The sequence below is a fragment of the Prosthecobacter sp. genome, from assembly GCF_049294395.1.
Taxonomy (GTDB): Bacteria; Verrucomicrobiota; Verrucomicrobiia; order Verrucomicrobiales; family Verrucomicrobiaceae; genus Prosthecobacter.
The window spans coordinates 39,277-57,776 of sequence record NZ_JBAQCR010000212.1 but is presented as its reverse complement, the minus strand read 5'-3'; the positions used below and the strand labels follow the sequence as shown (position 1 = coordinate 57,776).

General features: G+C 60.2%; 18 protein-coding genes. 9 read left to right on the top strand and 9 right to left on the bottom strand.

Annotated features, from left to right (window positions below; translation table 11 throughout):
- Nucleotides 1-126 precede the first annotated feature (126 nt).
- Both WAW39_RS14425 and WAW39_RS14420 read right to left on the bottom strand, forming a co-directional pair.
- Nucleotides 127-1,494 (bottom strand): DUF1501 domain-containing protein, encoded by a 1,368-nt coding sequence (locus WAW39_RS14425; protein WP_422319900.1) that lies wholly within the window; start codon nucleotides 1,492-1,494, stop codon nucleotides 127-129.
- A 10-nt stretch (nucleotides 1,495-1,504) separates the two neighbouring features.
- Nucleotides 1,505-4,114 (bottom strand): DUF1549 and DUF1553 domain-containing protein, encoded by a 2,610-nt coding sequence (locus tag WAW39_RS14420; RefSeq protein ID WP_422319899.1) that lies wholly within the window; start codon nucleotides 4,112-4,114, stop codon nucleotides 1,505-1,507.
- Between the two features lie 74 nt (nucleotides 4,115-4,188).
- Between WAW39_RS14420 and WAW39_RS14415 the strand changes: the two genes are divergently transcribed.
- From WAW39_RS14415 to WAW39_RS14400, 4 genes are read left to right on the top strand one after another with little or no spacing between them, the layout of a single operon-like run.
- On the top strand, nucleotides 4,189-4,788 hold the full coding sequence (locus WAW39_RS14415; RefSeq protein WP_422319898.1) for a riboflavin synthase: 600 nt from the start codon (nucleotides 4,189-4,191) through the stop codon (nucleotides 4,786-4,788).
- Nucleotides 4,789-4,823: 35 nt separating this feature from the next.
- Nucleotides 4,824-5,489: an ABC transporter ATP-binding protein gene (locus WAW39_RS14410; protein ID WP_422319897.1), complete on the top strand. Its 666-nt coding sequence runs from the start codon at nucleotides 4,824-4,826 to the stop codon at nucleotides 5,487-5,489.
- Complete coding sequence (locus WAW39_RS14405) at nucleotides 5,486-8,026, top strand: FtsX-like permease family protein (RefSeq protein ID WP_422319896.1); 2,541 nt, start codon at nucleotides 5,486-5,488, stop codon at nucleotides 8,024-8,026. Before WAW39_RS14410 ends, WAW39_RS14405 begins: the two co-directional genes overlap by 4 nt.
- Nucleotide 8,027: 1 nt before the next feature.
- Entirely contained in the window at nucleotides 8,028-9,107 is a 1,080-nt protein-coding gene (locus WAW39_RS14400) for a lipocalin-like domain-containing protein (protein ID WP_422319895.1), read from the top strand.
- 19 nt (nucleotides 9,108-9,126) lie between these two features.
- Here WAW39_RS14400 and WAW39_RS14395 read toward each other — a convergent pair whose 3' ends face one another.
- The 4 genes from WAW39_RS14395 to WAW39_RS14380 all read right to left on the bottom strand — a co-directional run bounded on the left by WAW39_RS14395 (nucleotide 9,127) and on the right by WAW39_RS14380 (nucleotide 11,844).
- Nucleotides 9,127-9,444 carry a Dabb family protein gene (locus tag WAW39_RS14395; protein ID WP_422319894.1) on the bottom strand — a complete coding sequence of 106 codons (318 nt, stop codon included), beginning with the start codon at nucleotides 9,442-9,444 and terminating at the stop codon, nucleotides 9,127-9,129.
- A 39-nt stretch (nucleotides 9,445-9,483) separates the two neighbouring features.
- Nucleotides 9,484-9,864 carry an NADH-quinone oxidoreductase subunit A gene (locus WAW39_RS14390; protein ID WP_397379988.1) on the bottom strand — a complete coding sequence of 127 codons (381 nt, stop codon included), beginning with the start codon at nucleotides 9,862-9,864 and terminating at the stop codon, nucleotides 9,484-9,486.
- A gap of 107 nt (nucleotides 9,865-9,971) precedes the next feature.
- Nucleotides 9,972-10,325, bottom strand: coding sequence for a hypothetical protein (locus WAW39_RS14385; RefSeq protein WP_395730041.1), 354 nt, complete (start codon nucleotides 10,323-10,325; stop codon nucleotides 9,972-9,974).
- A gap of 205 nt (nucleotides 10,326-10,530) precedes the next feature.
- Nucleotides 10,531-11,844 (bottom strand): PQQ-binding-like beta-propeller repeat protein, encoded by a 1,314-nt coding sequence (locus WAW39_RS14380; RefSeq protein ID WP_422319893.1) that lies wholly within the window; start codon nucleotides 11,842-11,844, stop codon nucleotides 10,531-10,533.
- A gap of 92 nt (nucleotides 11,845-11,936) precedes the next feature.
- Between WAW39_RS14380 and WAW39_RS14375 the strand changes: the two genes are divergently transcribed.
- The 4 genes from WAW39_RS14375 (at nucleotide 11,937) to WAW39_RS14360 (ending at nucleotide 15,116) form a co-directional block, all read left to right on the top strand.
- Nucleotides 11,937-12,395, top strand: coding sequence for a hypothetical protein (locus tag WAW39_RS14375; protein ID WP_422319892.1), 459 nt, complete (start codon nucleotides 11,937-11,939; stop codon nucleotides 12,393-12,395).
- Between the two features lie 89 nt (nucleotides 12,396-12,484).
- Nucleotides 12,485-13,390 carry a universal stress protein gene (locus tag WAW39_RS14370; RefSeq protein ID WP_422319891.1) on the top strand — a complete coding sequence of 302 codons (906 nt, stop codon included), beginning with the start codon at nucleotides 12,485-12,487 and terminating at the stop codon, nucleotides 13,388-13,390.
- A gap of 14 nt (nucleotides 13,391-13,404) precedes the next feature.
- The gene (locus tag WAW39_RS14365; RefSeq protein WP_422319890.1) at nucleotides 13,405-14,472 is read left to right on the top strand and encodes a PAS domain S-box protein; all 1,068 of its coding nucleotides are present in this window, start codon (nucleotides 13,405-13,407) and stop codon (nucleotides 14,470-14,472) included.
- On the top strand, nucleotides 14,439-15,116 hold the full coding sequence (locus tag WAW39_RS14360) for a response regulator (RefSeq protein ID WP_422319889.1): 678 nt from the start codon (nucleotides 14,439-14,441) through the stop codon (nucleotides 15,114-15,116). Before WAW39_RS14365 ends, WAW39_RS14360 begins: the two co-directional genes overlap by 34 nt.
- Nucleotides 15,117-15,310: 194 nt before the next feature.
- Here WAW39_RS14360 and WAW39_RS14355 read toward each other — a convergent pair whose 3' ends face one another.
- Entirely contained in the window at nucleotides 15,311-15,499 is a 189-nt protein-coding gene (locus WAW39_RS14355; RefSeq protein ID WP_422319888.1) for a hypothetical protein, read from the bottom strand.
- On the opposite strand from WAW39_RS14355, the gene WAW39_RS14350 reads away from it, so the two are divergent.
- The gene (locus tag WAW39_RS14350; RefSeq protein ID WP_422319887.1) at nucleotides 15,498-15,731 is read left to right on the top strand and encodes an SWIB/MDM2 domain-containing protein; all 234 of its coding nucleotides are present in this window, start codon (nucleotides 15,498-15,500) and stop codon (nucleotides 15,729-15,731) included. The genes WAW39_RS14355 and WAW39_RS14350 overlap by 2 nt on opposite strands.
- A gap of 474 nt (nucleotides 15,732-16,205) precedes the next feature.
- On the opposite strand, the gene WAW39_RS14345 is transcribed toward WAW39_RS14350, so the two are convergent.
- Both WAW39_RS14345 and WAW39_RS14340 read right to left on the bottom strand, forming a co-directional pair.
- Nucleotides 16,206-16,502 (bottom strand): Dabb family protein, encoded by a 297-nt coding sequence (locus tag WAW39_RS14345; RefSeq protein ID WP_422319886.1) that lies wholly within the window; start codon nucleotides 16,500-16,502, stop codon nucleotides 16,206-16,208.
- Nucleotides 16,503-16,521: 19 nt separating this feature from the next.
- Nucleotides 16,522-18,447 carry a sulfatase gene (locus WAW39_RS14340; RefSeq protein ID WP_422319885.1) on the bottom strand — a complete coding sequence of 642 codons (1,926 nt, stop codon included), beginning with the start codon at nucleotides 18,445-18,447 and terminating at the stop codon, nucleotides 16,522-16,524.
- Nucleotides 18,448-18,500: the final 53 nt, after the last annotated feature.

Below are 18,500 nucleotides of genomic sequence, written 5' to 3'. Positions count from 1 at the left end.
AAGATTCGCAGCCTCCCAAAGTCGAATCAAGCAGCCATCTTACGCAGCCTGATCGTGTACTTAGTAGCCAGTGCGGCGATGCCAAAGCAGACGCACCCAGCCATGCATTCGCGGACGACAGACAAATCAAGCCAGTACCCGCCGCAGCACCTCCCCGTGCACATCCGTCAGCCGGAAATCCCGGCCCGCATAGCGGTACGTCAGCTCCTCGTGGTTCACCCCCAGCAGATGCAGAATCGTGGCGTGCAGATCATGCACGCTCACAGGGTCCTGCTCCGCCGCAAAGCCCAGCTCATCCGTGCTGCCATACACAGTTCCTCCCTTGATGCCCCCACCCGCCATCCACACGCTAAACCCATAGTGATTGTGATCGCGCCCCAGCTTGGACTTTCCACCACTCAGCTCCACCGTCGGCGTACGGCCAAACTCCCCACCCCAGATGATCAGCGTGTCCTCCAGCATACCGCGCTGTTTCAAATCATGCAGCAGCGCCGCGATGGGCTGGTCGATCTCCCCCGCGAGCCTGCGGTGGTTCGTCTCAATGTTGTCATGGTTGTCCCACGGCTGGCCCGCGCCATGCCAGAGCTGCACCATGCGCACGCCGCGCTCCAGCAGCCGCCGGGCAATGAGCGTCTGCCGCCCATGCACACCTTCGCCATACATCGCACGGATGTGCGCTGGCTCCTGCGTCACATCAAACGCATCCGCCGCTTCCATCTGCATGCGAAACGCCAGCTCAAAGCTCTGAATACGTGCCTCCAGCCGTGGGTCGCCACGATCCTGCCGGTGCGCCTCATTGATGCTCCGCATCAGCTCCAGTTGTCGCATCTGCACTCGCGCATCAGCATGCGGGCTGCGGATGTTTTCAATCAAACGATCCACCTGCTGGTGCTTCGAGTCCACATACGTGCCCTGAAACGCCCCCGGCAAAAACGCCGACTGCCAGTTCTCCGCTCCCTTGATCGGCATGCCGCCAGGGCACATGGCGATGAAGCCCGGCAGGTTCTCATTCGCACTGCCCAGCCCATACGTCAGCCACGATCCCAGGCTCGGCCTCGGCTGCACTGAGTCACCGCAGTTCATGAGCATCAGCGACGGCTCATGGTTCGGCACCTGCGCCTGCATGGATCGGATCACCGCGATGTCATCAATGTGTGCCGCCGTTTTCGCAAACAGCTCGCTCACCTCAATCCCGCTCTGCCCATAGCGCTGAAACTTGAACGGCGAAGGAAACGCCGCGCCCGTCTTCCGCTCCGTCAGCCGATGGCTCGGCACCGCCTTGCCCTCATACCGCGCCAGCGCCGGCTTATAGTCAAACGTGTCCACATGCGACGGCCCGCCATTGAGAAAGAAATGGATCACGCGCTTCGCCTTCGGCGCAAAGTGCGCACTGCTCCTAGCACTCGCGGCCGCATGCAGGTCCGCCAGCCCCAGCATGCCCATCCCCATGCCGGAGCGGCGCAGAAAATCACGGCGGGTAAGGATGGGTGTCATAAGATAAGATTCAATCCACAAACATAAACTCGTTGGCCAGCATCAGCACCTGAACGAACTGCTCCCAGCCATTGAGCTGAGAGCGCGGCTGCGCGGCGAAATCTTTTTCAGCATCCCAGGTCTGCGTGGGCACGTCATCACCACCCGCACCGACGCTGCCAGTCTGATGAATCCGCATCGACCACAGAAACTGGTCGCTGTTCAGCGCCTCACCGATGTCCACCACGAAGTCGAGTGTCTCGCCCGCTTTGAAAGCCAGCGTGTCAAAGTTCAGGTCCGCACTCCCTTGATGCAGCCTCCCCGCATGCAGGCGTCCCTGCTGGCTGTGACTGATGAAAGAGCGGATGCCGTCCCCCGGAGCTGGCTCATGCAGTAGAGTGGACTTCACCGCATACGTGCCGTCTGCAGGCGCGATCCATCGCCGCACCACCGCATGCTTCCGGTCATTCCCTGGATGCCCGCCTGTCGCCGTGAGCTGCGCCCAGCCCAGCTTCGCATTCGGCCACGCCTCATCTCCCTGCCACGCACTGCCCGTGAAGTGCGGCAGCGGCTTGAAGTCCTTCACCCTGCCCGTGCTCTCATCCCACTCTCCCACGCCATACTGCCACGACTTCGAGTGATCCACCTGCGCCACGACTTGTGGCTCATCCTCCTGCACAAAGCGCAGCGCCTGCTCCATTTCATCCGCCCTCGGCCCCCGTTGAAACAGATGCCTATAAATGAGCCTCACACGCCCAGCTGCATCAGCCCCTTTGACATCCGCACGCCCCAGCAGTGCCTTCGCCTGCTGCACCACAAACGGGTGGTTCATCCCAAACAGCGCCTGCTGCGGCACAGTGGTCTCCGTGCGCTGCGGAATGGAGAGATCCGGATTGGCAAAGTCAAAAGTGCGCATCACAGCGGGCACATTTTCACGGTCCACCAGCGTGTAGAGCGTGCGGCGTTGATTATCCGCCGCAAACAAGGGCAGGGGAGTGCCACCCACGTCCAGGTTCAGCCTTCCAGCAGCCATCAGCCAAGCATCACGAGCCTCCTCAAAACTGAGCCGGTGCGGGTTCATCCTCCACAGCAGCCGGTTGTCCGGATCAGGATGTGCCGGATCCACCGCCCCGCCGCCGCTGCTCTGCTGATACGTCTCCGACATCATGATCAGCCGGTGCATCGCCTTGATGCTCCACCCCGAGTCAATGAAACGCCGCGCCAGCCAGTCCAGCAATTCCGGATGGCTCGGCGCCGTGCCCTGCTTGCCAAAATCACTCGGCGTGCTCACCAGACCACGTCCAAAGTGGTGCTGCCAGATGCGGTTCACCATCACCCGCGCCGTCAGCGGATTGCGCGGATCAATGATGGCCTTGGCAAGCTCCAGCCTCCCGCTCCCCTTCGTGAAAGGCTGCTGCGCACCAAACAAACTCAGAAACTGCCTCGGCACCGCATCCCCCTTCGTCAGCGGATTCCCGCGCAGCAGCACCCGTGGTGTGCTCGGCAGCGCGCGGTCAACCAGCACGGTCGCCTGCTCCGGCGCAGTTCTGTTGTTGAGTAGATAACGATCCACCTCACCCTGCGACTTCCACAGCTCCGTGATGACCCCCGAGGGAAAATACATCTCATTGTTCGTGATGTGTTCGTCCGGCACATAAGCCGGTGAATCTGGCTTCTTGAGCACTTCTTCCGTCAGCTCGACTCCAGGATGCGTTTCCACCCACGCCTTCCAGCGATGCACGATGAAAGGATTGAGGTCCTTCTCATCGATGATCTGGTCAAAACCCTGCTCAGGATACTTGTCCAGCTCCGTCAGCGCCTTCTGATAGTCCTTCATCCGCGCCCGCGTGCGCGCCATCTGCTCCTCACGACGCTTCGTCATGAGGTCATGATTCTTCTTCACCAGTTCCACCAGCTTCGGATCTTCCCCCGTCGCACACGGCACCACCGCCTCCGCGCAGCTTTGAAACACGCCATACAGCGCATAGTAATCACGCGTGGGAATGGGATCAAACTTATGATCATGGCAGCGCGCACACGCCACGGTGAGCCCCAGCGTGCCACGCGTCACCACATCAATGCGGTCATCAATGATGTCATGCGACACTCCAAGAAAACGCCGCCCCAGCGTGAGAAATCCCATCGCCGCCAGGTCCGGTGACTTCGGCGGCACCACCTGGTCCGCCGCCATCTGCAGCAGCAAAAAGCGGTCATACGGCATGTCATGGTTCAATGACCGCACCACCCAGTCTCGATACGCCGTGGCATGCACCCAGCGTTTTTCCTCACGGGCATAAACATACCCCTTCATGTCCGAATACCGCGCCACATCCAGCCAGTGTCGGGCCCACTGCTCCCCATACTGTGGCGAAGCCAGCAGCCTGTCCACGACCTGCGAAAAAGTCCCCTCCTGCTCACCCGCAGGCGGCAGCCCCGTCAGGTCAAAGCTGGCCCGGCGGATCAGCGTGCGCTCATCCGCCCGAGGCGAAGGCTTCAGCCCCTGCTCCGCCAGCTTCCGCCGCACAAACTCATCAATGCTCCCGCTCGTCTCAGGCCGCAGCGGCTGAAACGCCCAATGCTCCGCAGCGAAAACACCGGCGGAGACCATTAGAACACCAAGCTGGACAAGGACACGAAGCATGATGCTCGTACTACGCTCCGAGAAAGAGGTCTCCTTCCATTCGACAGCCGCGCTTTGCCCGTTTATTTCGGAACATGTTTACAGGCCTCGTTGAAACCACCGGCAAAGTCATCTCCTTGGAACCTCGCGGCGATAGCGCTCGGCTCACCCTGCACGTCGGCGGCATGGCGTCCGAACTGGCGGACGGCGAAAGCGTGGCCGTCAACGGTTGCTGCCTCACCGTCACCACCAAGGACTCTACCGCACAAACCGCCTGCTTCGATCTCCTCATGCAAACCCTGAAGGTCACCAGCCTCGGAGATCTGCAACCCGGCTCCCTCGTCAATCTCGAACGCGCCATGTCCATCGGCGCACGCTTTGGCGGGCACTTCGTCCAAGGCCACGTGGATGCCACGGTGAAGGTGCTCGATTGGAGCGAGCACGGCCAGGACCACCGCCTGGAAGTCGAGATTCCCTCCGAGCACCGCGGCCTCATCATTCCGAAGGGCTCCATCTGTCTCGACGGCATTTCCCTGACAGCCGCTGAAGTGACAGACACCACCGTCGTCTGCTGGATCATCCCCCACACCTTCCAGCTCACCAATCTGCACACCAAAAAGCCCGGCGACCGCCTCAATGTGGAGTTCGATATGCTCGGCAAATACGTGCGCGAGCTCATGCGCGCCATGAAGTGAGCATCCACGAGTCCAGGCAGGCCGTTACCATTCCAATGCCGGTCCTCGAAGTCCACTCACTCACCAAAAGCTACGCCGATCGCCCCATCCTGCGCGGCGTTTCATTCAATCTCAGCCAGGGCGAGCGTGTCGCGCTGCTCGGCCCCTCCGGCAGCGGCAAAACCACCGTGCTAAACTGCGTCGGCGGCGTGGATCGCGCAGACACCGGCAGCGTCTCAATCGCAGGCCATTTGCTGGCAGGCTTAAACGCAGATGGCCTCGCCCAGCTTCGCCGCAGCCACATCGGCACCGTCTTTCAGTTTTATCATCTGCTGCCCACACTGAGCGCCGCAGAAAACATCGAGCTCCCTTTGCAGCTTCTAGGCATTCCCACCTCCGAGCGCGAAACACGCGTCCGGCAGCTTCTGGAGCGCGTGGGCATCGCTCACCGTGCTGCCGCATTGCCCGGCCAGTTGTCCGGCGGCGAAATGCAGCGCGTGGCCATTGCCCGTGCCGTGGTTCATCGCCCCACCCTGATTTTGGCCGATGAACCCACCGGCAGTCTCGACACCATCACCGGCGCACAGGTCCTCGATCTTCTGGCGGAAATCGTGCAGGAAACCCAGGCCGCCCTCCTTCTCGTTACTCATAGCCCGGACGCCGTGAAACACTGCCAGCGTGTGCTTCGCATGCAGGACGGCCAGATCGTCGAAGGCGCATGAGCACCGTGCTTCTCATCCTGCGTCGCTGTGCCTTGCGCCACTGGCGGCTCGCTTTCAAACAGCAGCTCGCCCTCATGCTCATCCTGGCACTCGGTTCCAGCGTGTATCTCGCGGTGCGCCTCGCCAGTAACGCCGCTCTTTCTGGCTTCGAGACCTTCACCGATGGCGTCACCCGCCAGCCAGACTGGACGGTGCAGGCTCTCACCGGCTCCCTCCATGAAGCCGATCTGCGCATGATACGCGAGGCTCTGGGCCCACGTCCCGTGAGCCTGCTTCCCGTGGTGGAGGAAACTGTGACGCCTGCCCTCGACAAAGGAAACGGAGAAATCGGTTCGCGTGCCACATGGCGTCTCCTCGGCGTGGATTTCATCGCCCTTCTCAATCTTCGTGGCGAAGCCCCCGCAGGACTCGGCGCTTCAAACATGCAGTCAATGCATGAAGGAGTCTACGTCAGCCCCAAGCTCGGCGCGAAAGCCGGCGAGGAACTGCGTCTCATCGTCGATGATCGCGTGATCACTCTGAAGGTCGCCGGCATCGTGCCAGAGGTGCCCGGAGTCCCGAGTCTCCCTGCTCACCTCCTCCTGATGGATCTGCCTGAAGCACAGAAAATCTTGCAGCGCGTTGATCGCATCGACCGAGTCGAGGTCCTGTCACAAGACAGCCCCCTGTTCCCCAATCTGCGCGCAGAAACCGGCGATCTGCTCAAGGCTCACTGGCAGGTCCGCGGCGGTTCGGACCGTCGCCAACTCGCAGGCACCATGACTCAGGCCTTCCGTCTCAATCTCACCATCCTCTCGCTGCTCGCCCTGCTGGTCGGTGGCTATCTCATCTTCCAGGCGCTGGATGGCGTCGTGCTCAGGCGCCGCAATGAGATCGGCATTTTGAAATCACTCGGCGTCACAGATCGCGCCATCCAAATCGCCTTCCTCCTTGAATCCGGTTTGCTCGGCCTCTGCGGTGGTGGTCTGGGCGTGCTGCTCGGCTGGCTTGGCGCTCAGGCTGCCGTGGGCGGCGTCACCAAGACCATGAACGCGCTCTATGGCGCCACCAGCGAACAGCAGGCCTCGCTGAGTGTGTCGGAGGCATTGCTCGCCCTGTCCATCTCCATCCTCGCAAGTCTCATCGCAGCATGGTGGCCCGCTCGCATGGCCGCACGCACCCCTCCAGCGCACATGATTGGACATCATGCGACGCCCTTTGAAGGCGGCACCGTATGGCGCGTCGAATGGATCGGCTGGGCAATGTTGCTCACAGCACTTATGCTCGCCCAACTCCCCGTGCTTCGCTTTGAAAACGGCACGCGCCTCCCCCTTGCTGGCTACACCGCCGCCTTGCTCTGGCTCGTAGGTGCCGGATTGGCGGCGAGCACGATCTTGCGCTTCGTCGCTCGCAAAAAAGCCCTTTCCGCCGTCTGGCGCATTGCTCTGTCACACCTCCGCCGCCCCACCGTGCGGCATCGCTTCGCCGTTGCAGCCTTGGCCAGCGCCGTGGCCATGACCACCGGCATGGCAGTCATGGTCGCGAGCTTTGATCACACCATGCGCGGCTGGATCGATCGCACCATGAAGGCAGACATTTACATCAGCAGTGCAGGGGCGCAGAGCGCATCCTCCACCCACGCCATCACACCAAAGACAGTGGCAGAGCTTGGTCAGGAACCGGGAGTTGACGAACTGGCCTTCGTGCAGGCAAAGACACTGATGTGGCATGGCGGCGAAGTCTTGATCCTCGGCACCAATCCCGTCTTTGCAGACAAGCATGATCTCTATGCCTGGGTGCAGGCCCCGCAGCACAAAGAGTGGTGGAAGACTGACGATGACATCACCCCCGCAATCATCAGCGAAAGCTGGAGCGAACGCTTCGCCACGCATGTCGGCGATGTCATCGACCTCTCAGGTCACAAAGTGCGCGTCGTGGCAATGAACGCAGAATACGGCAATGAGCGAGGATCACTCACACTGCCATCCGCCATGTTCCGCTCCTGGTTCGACACCGACGAAGCCTGGCGCGTGGCCCTCATGTTAAAACCCGGCGTGGATGCCGAAACCGTGCGCAGCCACATCGAAGCTCAGCAGCCCGGACTCAGCGTGTTCACCAACGCACACCTCCGTCGCGAAGCCCTGCGCATTTTCCGCCAGACCTTCTCCGTGACTCATGCCCTGGAGGTCATTGGCGTCATCGTCGCCGTCGTCGGTCTCGGCCTCGCGCTCACAAGCCTCCTGCTCGAACGCCGCGCCGTGCTGGCCACGCTGCATTCCCTCGGCATGTCGCGCAGAGAGATCGCCAAGTCGGCCGCACTGGAAGGCCTCGGCGTCGCATGCGCAGGCGCGTTCACCGGCATCGCCGCAGGCCTGTGGCTGGGCTGGCTGCTCGTCTATCGCATCAACAAACAATGCTTCGGCTGGACCCTGCAGTTTCACGCCGTGTGGTGGCATCTCGTCGTGCTCGGCGCAGCGGTGATCGCCACCGGCATGCTCGTCGCCGCTTTGGTCGGACGCTGGGCCGCCATGCTGCCTGCAGAACACACCGAGGAATGACATGAAGCACACCATCTTTTTCTTCCTCTTGCTCACTCAATGGCTGCATGCGCAGACCACCACGGATGGCTTTGCACTGCCCCAGCCAGGGAAAGTCTTTGCCTTCCCACGCGATCACGGCAGCCATCCTGAATTCCGTACCGAGTGGTGGTATGTTACTGGCCATCTCGACTCCAAAGACGGCCATCGCTTCGGCTTTCAGGTCACCTTCTTCCGCCAGGCCCGTCGTGAAGACGGCAAGACTCTGCAGCTCCACCTCGCCCACGCCGCGCTGCTGGATGCAAAAACAGGCCGCTTTCTGCATCAAGAACGCCTCAACCGCGCAGGCTGGGACGCAGCCTCATCCGAGACGACGCTCGCCGTGCGAAATGGCAACTGGTCGCTCAAGCTCGATGAAACAACCCAGCACCTGCACATCGCAGCGACAGTGAACAACGAAGCCCTGCTGCAACTCAAACTCGAAGCCGTGAAGCCCCTGGTCATCTTCGGCAAAGACGGGGTCTCCCGCAAAGGCGCTTCCGACACAGCAGCCAGCCACTACCTCACCTGGCCACGCTTGAAGACCAGCGGCACGATCAAAATCGGCGCGACAGAGCATGCAGTCACCGGCGAGGCATGGATGGATCACGAGTTCAGCAGCAGCCAGTTGGAGGCGGGGCAGGTGGGCTGGGATTGGGCCGCCCTTCAGCTCAAGGACGGCCGAGAGATCATGGTCTACCGCATGCGCAGGAAGGACGGTTCTTCAGACCCCGCCTCCACCCTCGCTTTGATTGATCTCAACGGAAAAGTCCGCCATTTCTCCAGCGATGCCTTCACCTGGGAAGTCTTGGGCACATGGAAAAGCCCGCGCAATGCGGCGGAGTATCCCACTCATATTCGACTCAGCTTCGAGGGCGAATCTTTGGAACTCAAGCCGCTGGCCCCAGATCAGGAGCAAGACGGCGGCATCACACAGCTGCCCTACTGGGAAGGTGCCTGCGATGTGATCGATTCACGCGGGCAGATCACAGGCCGCTCTTTCTTGGAGCTGGCAGGTTATGCCGGCGATCTCACCGGACATCTGGCGCCCAAGGCAAAGTGACAGCCCGGGACCACGCCACTCAGGAGTACTTCACGTCCTTGCGCGGCTCCATCTCAAAGGCCGTGCTCTCCTGCTCAGAGATGTTCGGCTTCAGCACTTCCTCACGGAACTTGAAGTAGTGCGGGTCATCCTGGCAGATGGCCAGCTTGTCCATCGTCTCGACCTCCAGATACACAAACCACGGGTAGGGATCAGACGGATTGACGCGCTTGCCCGTCTTCACCGTCAACACCTCCGGAACCCGAAGCAGCATCACTCGCGTCTGGGACATCATCTGCTCCAGCTTCTCCTCCGTGACCTGGGGCTTGAGCTGAAACAGGCTGAGGTAGGCGATCATGAAGGCAGAAGGAAAGTCCCGTGGCAGCTTGCAGAAAGACTAGGATTTCCAGTCCAGCACGCCCTTCTTCCAGGCATAGCCGAAAGCAACAAGCAGGATGGAAGCGAAGCCGGCGGCGACAGCAAGAATCGAGGCGCCTCCGCCTACGGCAGCGAGGTAGTCCTTGTAAATGATGGCCCAGGGATAAAGAAAGACGACTTCGATGTCGAACAGCACGAAGAGCATCGCCACGATGTAAAACTTCACGCTGAAACGCGGCTGGCTGTCTCCCACGGGAAGCATGCCGCACTCATAGGCGGAGTCTTTGATCGTGTTGCGCTTGGCGGATTTGCCGAGCAGCGCTGACGCGATGAGGGTCACCACGGCGAAACCACCGGCGATGACAATCTGGAGCAGGACTGGGATGTAATTCTCAAACATGGGGGTGAATGATGCCGAATGGTTAGCGAGAGGCGGCGCAGCGTCAAACCCGGAAACAAAAAGGGCCGCCCTGCGCGGAGGCAGAGCGGCCCAAATCGAAGGAAGCATCAGCCCCGGGCAGCGGCAGCAGCCGTGGTGCGGGCCACAACAGCAGCGCTGCGGGCGGCGATCGCGGCATTGTGGGCGGCACGCAGGCCATCAAGGCCGCGGTAGGTCTTGCCAACCTTGGCGCAAAGGCCGCGGCTCACGAGATTCTGCAGCTTTTCATAGGAACGCAGGCGTAACATTTCTTCGCCACCGCTCACAGCATTTTTCAGCTTGAGATTGTCATACACCAATCCAAACAGAGTGTTGAATTCATAGGTCTCCGGCTTTGAGAGAACATTGACTAGCTCGTCAGTGACATGATCAGGGACTCGGCGGGAGAAGCGTGTCTTACGTGTCGGTGTGGTGGTAGGCATATGGACTTTAAACCTAGCACATCCTTGGTCTCTTTGCGACGGTTTTGTGATTGCGGGCGGATTTTTCCCCTACGCCACATGCGCAGTGAAAGAAGATCCCCTTGACTAACGTTTTATCAGGCTGGAGTTCCGTTTCTGTATTTACTTTGGATGGCCAATTTTCAGTGGCTTAAGCAGCCTTCACCCGGGAATCTGCCTTTTCCGGCTACTTGGTCGCAATCTTGTAAAGCGCTCCGCTGCTGCGAATAAACAGCGCCCCGTCTGCCACCGCCGGAGAGGCCGTGATCTGCTCGCCCAGCTGATTTTGCCCGACGACCTCAAACTTTTCCGGTGAGGCCCGGACCAGAAAGCATTCCCCACGGTCATTGGCGAACAGCAGTTTGTCCCCCAGCACCAGCGGGGCAGGGACGTGCTTGCCCGCCAGCCGGTCATCCCAGAGATCCCTGCCCGATTTGACCTCCACCGCACTCACGATGCCGCCACGCGTGGTCTGATACAGGATGCCATTCACCAGCACCGGGGCCGCCTCGCTCGCATTCCGCTTCTCCCGGTCCCACAGGACATGGCTGTCAGTGATGTCCCCGCTCATTTTGTCGTCAATGCGCACGCAGAGCGTGTGGGCCCTTTCCGCGCCCGTGTTCAGGATCAGCATGTCCTCGTAACGCAGTGGCGGAATCGCGGCATTGAATCCCCCGTGGCGAATCGTCCAGAGTTCCTTGCCTGTGGACACCTCATAGCCAAAGGCGGCTCTGGATCCAATGGAGACGAGCACATCCTTGCCCCCCATTTTAAACACGCCTGGCGTATGGTAGGCTTTGCGCATGTCGCCATCCCGGGTCGGCTTGCCTTCTTTGTCCAGGTCGCCGTAGTCCGTGGTGCGTGCAGTTTTCCACACGCTCTTGCCCGTCTTCTTGTCCAGCGCCGTGACGAACTGCTGGTCAATGCCGTCAAAGGTCAGAATGATCAGGTCGCCGTAGATGATTGGCGATGAGCCCGGCCCACGGAAGTGGCGCACGTTGATGTCGCGGCGCTCCCACACTTTCTTGCCCGTCGCAGGATCAATGCGCGCCGTGCCATAGGTGCCGAAGTGTACATACAGCGCATCCTCTTCCAGCACAGGAGAAGGGGCTGCATAATTGTTGATGGGGTTGCCCAGATCTTCAGGAGCCACGTTCTCAAACACCACGTCATGATTCACGATCTTCCCGTTGTGACGGTCGATGCCATAGATGAACTGCTTGGTACCGTCCGCCGTGGCGGAGGTGAACCAGATCATGTCACCGCCGATCACCGGCGAGGAATGCCCCAGGCCTTCCAGCGGCGTACGCCAGGCAATGTTTTTGCCGGAGGCGCTGTCCCACTCCAGGGGAATGCGCGCCACATCGGCCGCCGGGACGATGCTGTCTTGCGTCGGGCCTCCCTTCCCGGGCCAGAATACAGGCTTCGTGGCGGGCTGGGCGCTCGAAAGAACACTCAGCAGGGAAATGGACAGGGCGGTGAGGGCGGTCGTGCGGATCATGGGCGTGAAGTTGACGGTGCTGGTGGGAAAATCTTTCGCCAAGGAAAAGAGCGTGCATGGTTGGCGGCATCCACCCGTATCCATCGTAGACCATGAAAAAAGCCATTATCACCTGCCTCGCCCTCAGCCTTTGCGCTCATTCACTCCACGCTGAAGACAGCCTCAATGACCAGCTCCGCCGTGCTGCCGAAAAGCTGAAAAACGAATTCTCCAAAGTGAAGGAGCAGGGCGAAATCAAAGGCCGCGAGTGGTACAAAAAAGCCAAGGACCATGTGACCACCAGCCGCACAGAATACCTCCAGCAGGCCGGCACTGCCCTCACCCGCTGGAAGGCGGACATCGATGTGCTCAAGGATCAGGGCGGCCGCGATTACTTCAAAACACGCATCGCCGCTCTGGAGCAGCATCACGCCTTTGCGGTCAAGGAGCTGGAAACGCTCACCGCCATCACCGACGAAGCCCAGTTTCGTGCACGCCAGAAGAGCTTTGATCGCACCCTGTGGACTCTTGAAGCCGCCGTCGAGCAGGCGCAGGAAGAAGCCGGGCTTTGAGCACAAGCTCTGCCCACTACGCCGCAACCCCGGCGCGGCATTGCCTTTTTCCGACGGCTATGGTGAAATGACTTTAATTCAAACACACCATGAAAAAGCTCCACCACGTCATCGCCGCCATCGACTTCACCTCTTCCTGCCGCATCGCGCTGCGGGAGGCGGTGCACCGCGCCTCACTTGACGGCGCCGCCATCACCGCTGTGCATGTCATGGATGAGTTCCTCGTGCATGAACTCAAAAGCGCGCTTTCCGCCGATCAGGCCACCATTCGTGCGGAATGGGTGGAGCGGCTCAAAAAGTTTGTGGATGATGCCGAAGTGGGTGCAGGCGTGAATGCCGAAGTACGCATCGGCAATCCCTTCTCCGAACTTGTCGAAGCCTGCCGCGCCCACAGCGCCGATCTCCTCGTCATGGGGGCCAAGGGATCGCGCAATGAACCGCACCGCATCGGCGTCATCACCGCCAAGTGCGTGCGCAAAGCGCCCGTCGATGTCCTCGTCGTGCGCGAAGATGCCCAGGGGCCCTTCAAGCAGATCGTCGCCTGCGTCGATTTTTCTGAAAACTCTGCCAAGGCGGTGCAATGCGCGCTCCATGTCGCGCAGCAGGACGGTGGCTCGCTCGACTGTCTTCATGTGTATCAAAGCGCCCTCGCCATGTCGCTCGATTACGGCGGCTTCGCTCCCTCGCTCCCTGCCACCTACGATCCTGAGGCTGTGGCGACCTGGCGCAAAGATCTCGCTGCCTTCCTTGAGCCCCTCACACGTGATGCAGAAAACGTCACGGTCGCTCAGCACGTCACGGAGCGCGTGAACATCCGTGAAGCCATTCTGGATCATGTCAACGAAGTGCACGCCACCCTCGTCGTGCTCGGCACCAATGGCAAAACGGGCTTGCGCGAGATGCTCATCGGCACCACGGCGGAGAAAATCGTGCAGCATGCTCCTTGCTCGATCCTTGCCGTGAAGCCGGACGGCTTTGTCATCGCTCCAGATTGAGATCCTGTATGCCGATGCAGCGACCAGCGCCCGATGATCCCAGCATTGCCCAGTTGCAGGCGGCATTGCAGGCCAGCGAGCAAATCTCCAGCGCCATCGTCGAAACAGCGGTCAATGCCATCGTGACGATCGATGCCAACGGCATCATCGAAACCGCCAACACCGCCACGGTTCGTCTCTTTGGCTACCAGCGTGCAGAGATCATCGGCAAAAACATCAGCCTCCTCATGCCGCAGCCCTATCGCGGCCGGCACGACGGCTACATTCAGAACTACCTGAACTCCGGCGTGAAGCGCATCATCGGCATCGGGCGTGAAGTCGTGGGCCAGCGCAAAGACGGCACCGTCTTCCCCATCGACCTCTCCGTCGGTGAAGCTGTGCTGCCCAGTGGGCGTCGCATTTTCACCGGCATCATTCGCGACATCACCGATCGCAAGGCTCTGGAGGACAAGATCCTCCACATCAGCGAGGAGGAGCAGGCGCGCATCGGCCAGGACATCCACGATGATCTCTGCCAGCAGCTCGCTGCCATCGGTTGCCTCGCCAAGGTGGCGCAAAAAAAACTCACCAAGGCCGGCAGCGCCGAAGCCCAGAGCTTGGCGGAAATCGTCGATCTCATCAGCAAGGCCAACACACGTGCGCGTGAAACCTCCCGCGGCCTCATGCCCGTGGTGATCGACTCCGGCGGTCTCATGAAAGCGCTCGAGGAGCTCGCCCAGAGCACCGCCCGGGCGTTTGAGATCGCATGTGATTTTCGTTACGACAATCCCGTGCAGCTGGCCGACAACAAGCTCTCCGTGCAGCTCTTTCGCATCGCCCAGGAGGCTGTCTCCAATGCGGTCAAGCATGGCCAGGCCAGCCGGGTGGACATTCATCTCGCCCGTCAGAGTGGCAATATCGTCCTCCACGTCCGCGACAATGGCATCGGCATTCCCGATTCGCCGGCCAAAGGAACTGGCATGGGCCTCTTGACCATGAGCCATCGCGCTCAAATGATAGGCGGCACACTCAAAATCGAGCCGCGCACCGGCGGCGGCACCCAGGTCATATGCAGCGTTCCCGCACCAGCGAAAAATCTGTAAAGCGCCTCGTCCTCATCGACGATCACCCCATCATGCGCCATGGCCTCGCACAGTTGATCCGTGCCGAGGAGGGGCTTGACGTCATCGGTGAGGCCGGCAGCGCTCGTGATGGGCTCGAAGTCGTTGGCAAACTCAAGCCCGATCTCGCCGTCATTGATCTCACCCTGCCGGACAAGAACGGCCTCGAACTCGTCAAAGACATCCGTGCCCTGCATCCTTCCACCCAGTGCATCGTGCTCTCCATGCACGATGAGACCCTCTATGGTGAGCGCTCGCTGCGTGCCGGTGCTCGTGGGTATGTGATGAAGGAGGAGGCCGCAGATCACCTCGTCACCGCCATTCACAAAGTCATCAGCGGCGGTCTCTACGTCAGTGAATCTCTCAACGCACGCATGCTTGAGCAGGTCACTGGCGCTTCACGTTCCAAAGCCACCGGCATGGACGCGCTCACAGATCGCGAACTCGAAATCCTTTCGCTCATCGGCAGTGGCGTCCCCACCAAAAACATCGCCGCTCAGCTCAGCATCAGCGCCCGCACCGTCGAAGCCCACCGCGCTCACATCAAAGAAAAACTCGGCATGACTGACGGCGCCTCTCTGGTTCGCTACGCAGTGCAATGGGTTGAAAGCCGCGCGAAAGTGTAGCTTCGTTTTCGGTTTGAAATCATCCTCATGGGAATGGGTGCTCACTCAGGTGTGGCTCCGTTGCCGTTCATTGATTGATGCCGGTACGCAGTCGCGATGATGCCCAAATGCAGCGACGAAGAAGAGGCTGTTGTCGGCGTCTGCCGAAGTGCATTTGCGCAGGGAGCCGAGTGCCTGTACGCAGGGAAACAACCTCAAATATTGATTAAATTTGCGTTGACGCTCAGCAGGGCGCTCTCATAACCTGCTCCTACGGCAACAGCCGCCAACAACACTATGGCCAAGAAAGCAACCAAAGCAAAACCAGCAGCCAAGAAGGCTGCCAAAGCACCGGCAGCCAAGAAGGCTGCCAAAGCAAAGCGGAAACCCAATCCTGCGCTCATGAAGCCAGTGCAGCCTGACGCGATCCTCGGGGCCGTCGTCGGCAACAAGCCTGCTCCTCGTGGCCAGATCACGAAGAAGCTTTGGGACTACATCAAAAAGAATGGTCTCCAGGACGCAAAGAACAAGCGCAACATCAATGCCGATGACGCATTGAAGGCGGTGTTCGGCGGCAAGAAGACAGTGACGATGTTTGAGATGACCAAGCTGGTCTCCAATCACATCAGCGCCTGATTCAATCCTGAATTCCTCACGCCGCGTCCGGTTCACACCTGGCGCGGCGCTTTTTTTGCCCATCATCTTGAACCCAGCACTGCATTGACTCAGCCCTCCCCGCCAAGAAGAGTCCAACTCTCTTGTTCACTCTCGGCAGTAACTAACAGTCATGAATGGTCCTCGGTTAGTGCAGGCTGTCACCGGTAACTGCCATGCATGAAGGCCGCCCAGTTGATGCAGGTTGTCGTCGATCCGTGACGCAACGCGCTCAGCACTTTTTTGCTGGAATACCATTCTCTTCGACCTCTCTGCCCCGCGCCCACATCAGCACCAACGGTGCTGCGTAATTGAGCCCAGGGTCAGCCGAGCCTAAGCGAGGCGACCCTGGGTATGGCAGCACACGACTGGGAAGCAAACCCACCGCCTTCTTCGCACGCCGCGCCCACCAGCAGCGTTTCAACGCACCATAGCTGCTGACTGTGTGCCCAAACCTCACAGCACATACCTCACGTAGTCCAGCTCCATGAACTCCACCACTTCAGGAATCCACCGTTGCTGCACAAAGGCCGTGTGTTCCGGATGCTCGCTGTAAAAGGCATACGCGGCTGCGTCCGCAAACTCCATCGAGAGACCAAAGGTGAAGCTGTTCTTCACGCTGGTCTGACGCAGGCACTCAAACTTCTGCACGCCTTCGATCTTCGCCAGCTCGCAGGCTGCCAGTAAAAAATCCCGCTCGGCGGCGGAGCCAGGGGCATGCTTGAGACGGAAGGCGACAGTATGGCGGATCATAAGGGAAGGGGAGTTGAATTCAAAAATCCCACCGCTGCACTTTCCCATTGGCTGGCGCAACTTCAATGAAGTCAATCTCACCATCGGGCAGGTAGACACGCAGCGTGCCCAGCGGCCCCTTGTCACCCAGCTCAATCTTCAGCTCCTGCCAGTCACCCGCTTTCACCTCAAGCGCGGCGGAATGCACCATACTGGGATCTGCCGCACCATGGGGCAGCGAGTCAATCTTGCCTGCGCCGCCCGCATCACTCCGCACGCGCAGTTTCACCGTGGCAGGTCCATTCATCTTGGCCATCCCATGGCCAAGGAATCCCGTGCCCGCTTTTCCGGTGCTCTTCATCGTCAGAATGCTCGCGTTCACCGTGGCCTTGCATTGGCGCTCCTTCCACGCATCCAGCGGATCAGTCTTTGTTGCAGGCACTTTGGCAGCCACGGGTTTGTACGCTGGATTGGGCCTTGGATAAGTCGCGCCAGTGTCCTTGAGAAAACCATCAATCAGCGAATCAAGTTCCTTCACCTTGTCCGGCATCGTCGTGGCAAGGTCATGCGCTTCGCTGAGGTCTTCGCGCAGGTTGTAAAGCTCGTGCGTGTTGGGATTGCCAAACCAGCGCAGCAGCTTGAAATCTCCACGGCGCACCCACACACCACCGGCACGGTTCGCGCCGCCGTGCGGATGGTAGTTGAAGTAGGCCTCGCGCTTCAGCTCGCCTTCACCCTTCAAGACCTTCGCATAACTCACTCCATCAAAAACCTGCTGCTCCGGTTTCGCGATGCCGAGGAGATCGATCACCGTCGGGTAAATATCAATCGGTCCTACCACGGCCTCGCTCATGCTGGCAGGCTTGATCTTGCCCGCCCAGGCCCACATCATCGGCACACGCGTGCCGCCTTCATACAGCGTGCCTTTGCCATCGCGCAGCGGGGTGTTCATCGTCGGCGGTTGATCACCGGCCCACTTGCGCCAGTCAGCCAGGAACTCACTCTTGTTCTTCTCCGCCGCTTCCGTTTTCCCGGTGCCGGGTACATTGCTGTGCGCATTGCCACCGTTGTCGGAAGTGAAAATGATGATCGTGTTGTCAGCGATGCCCTGCTGCTCCAGCTCCGACAGGATGCGCCCAAAACACTCGTCCACGCTCTTCAACATCGACGCCATGATCGGATTCCCCTGCCTTCCGCTCGGATCTTTCTTCGCCGCAAAGTACTTCGTGTATTCCACCTTGTGCCCCCACGGTCCATGCACGCCGTAGCACCACAGGTTGAGAAAAAACGGACCGCCCTTGCTCGCTTCAATGAACTTCACCGCCTCCGTTGCCTGCCGGTCCACAATGTACTCCCCCTGCGGCCCGTCAGTGATCGTTCCCACCTTCGTCTTGCCGCCGGGCTTGCCATCAAGCAGCACCCCATAAGGCGAAAAATACTCTCCCGGAGGACCGGGATCCGGATGGCAGTGAAACGCCACATCAAAACCCTGCTGCTCCGGCCAGAAGGGTTGCGTAAGCCCGAGGTGCCATTTGCCGATGTGCGCTGTGCGATAGCCCGCCCCCTTCAAAGTCTCCGCCAGTGTGATCTGCGCAGGCTCCAGGTAGTTCTTGCTCTCCGGCATCAGCATCGGCGCATTCGCCGGGCCTGTTTCCGCTAGAAACACATGCCCCGCCGGTTGCGGCGGCTGGTGCCCGCTCGCCGTCGTGATGCCATGCCGGGCCGTGTACTGCCCGCTCAGGATGCTCCCTCGGGTTGGCGAGCACAGCGGTTGCGAATACGCATTCGTAAACCGCATCGCACGCGTCGCGAACTTGTCGATGTTGGGCGTTTCATAGTACTTCGAGCCATACACCCCGCTGTCCATCCAGCCCATGTCATCCGCCAGAAAGAGCACCACATTGGGTTGGGCCCATAGAGATGAGTGGAGGAGGACAAAGGATGAAAGCAGCAGCAGGGACTTCATGGCCCGCTGTGAACGACCGCCGCCAGCCTGGAATTGCGCATAAAACACGCCGC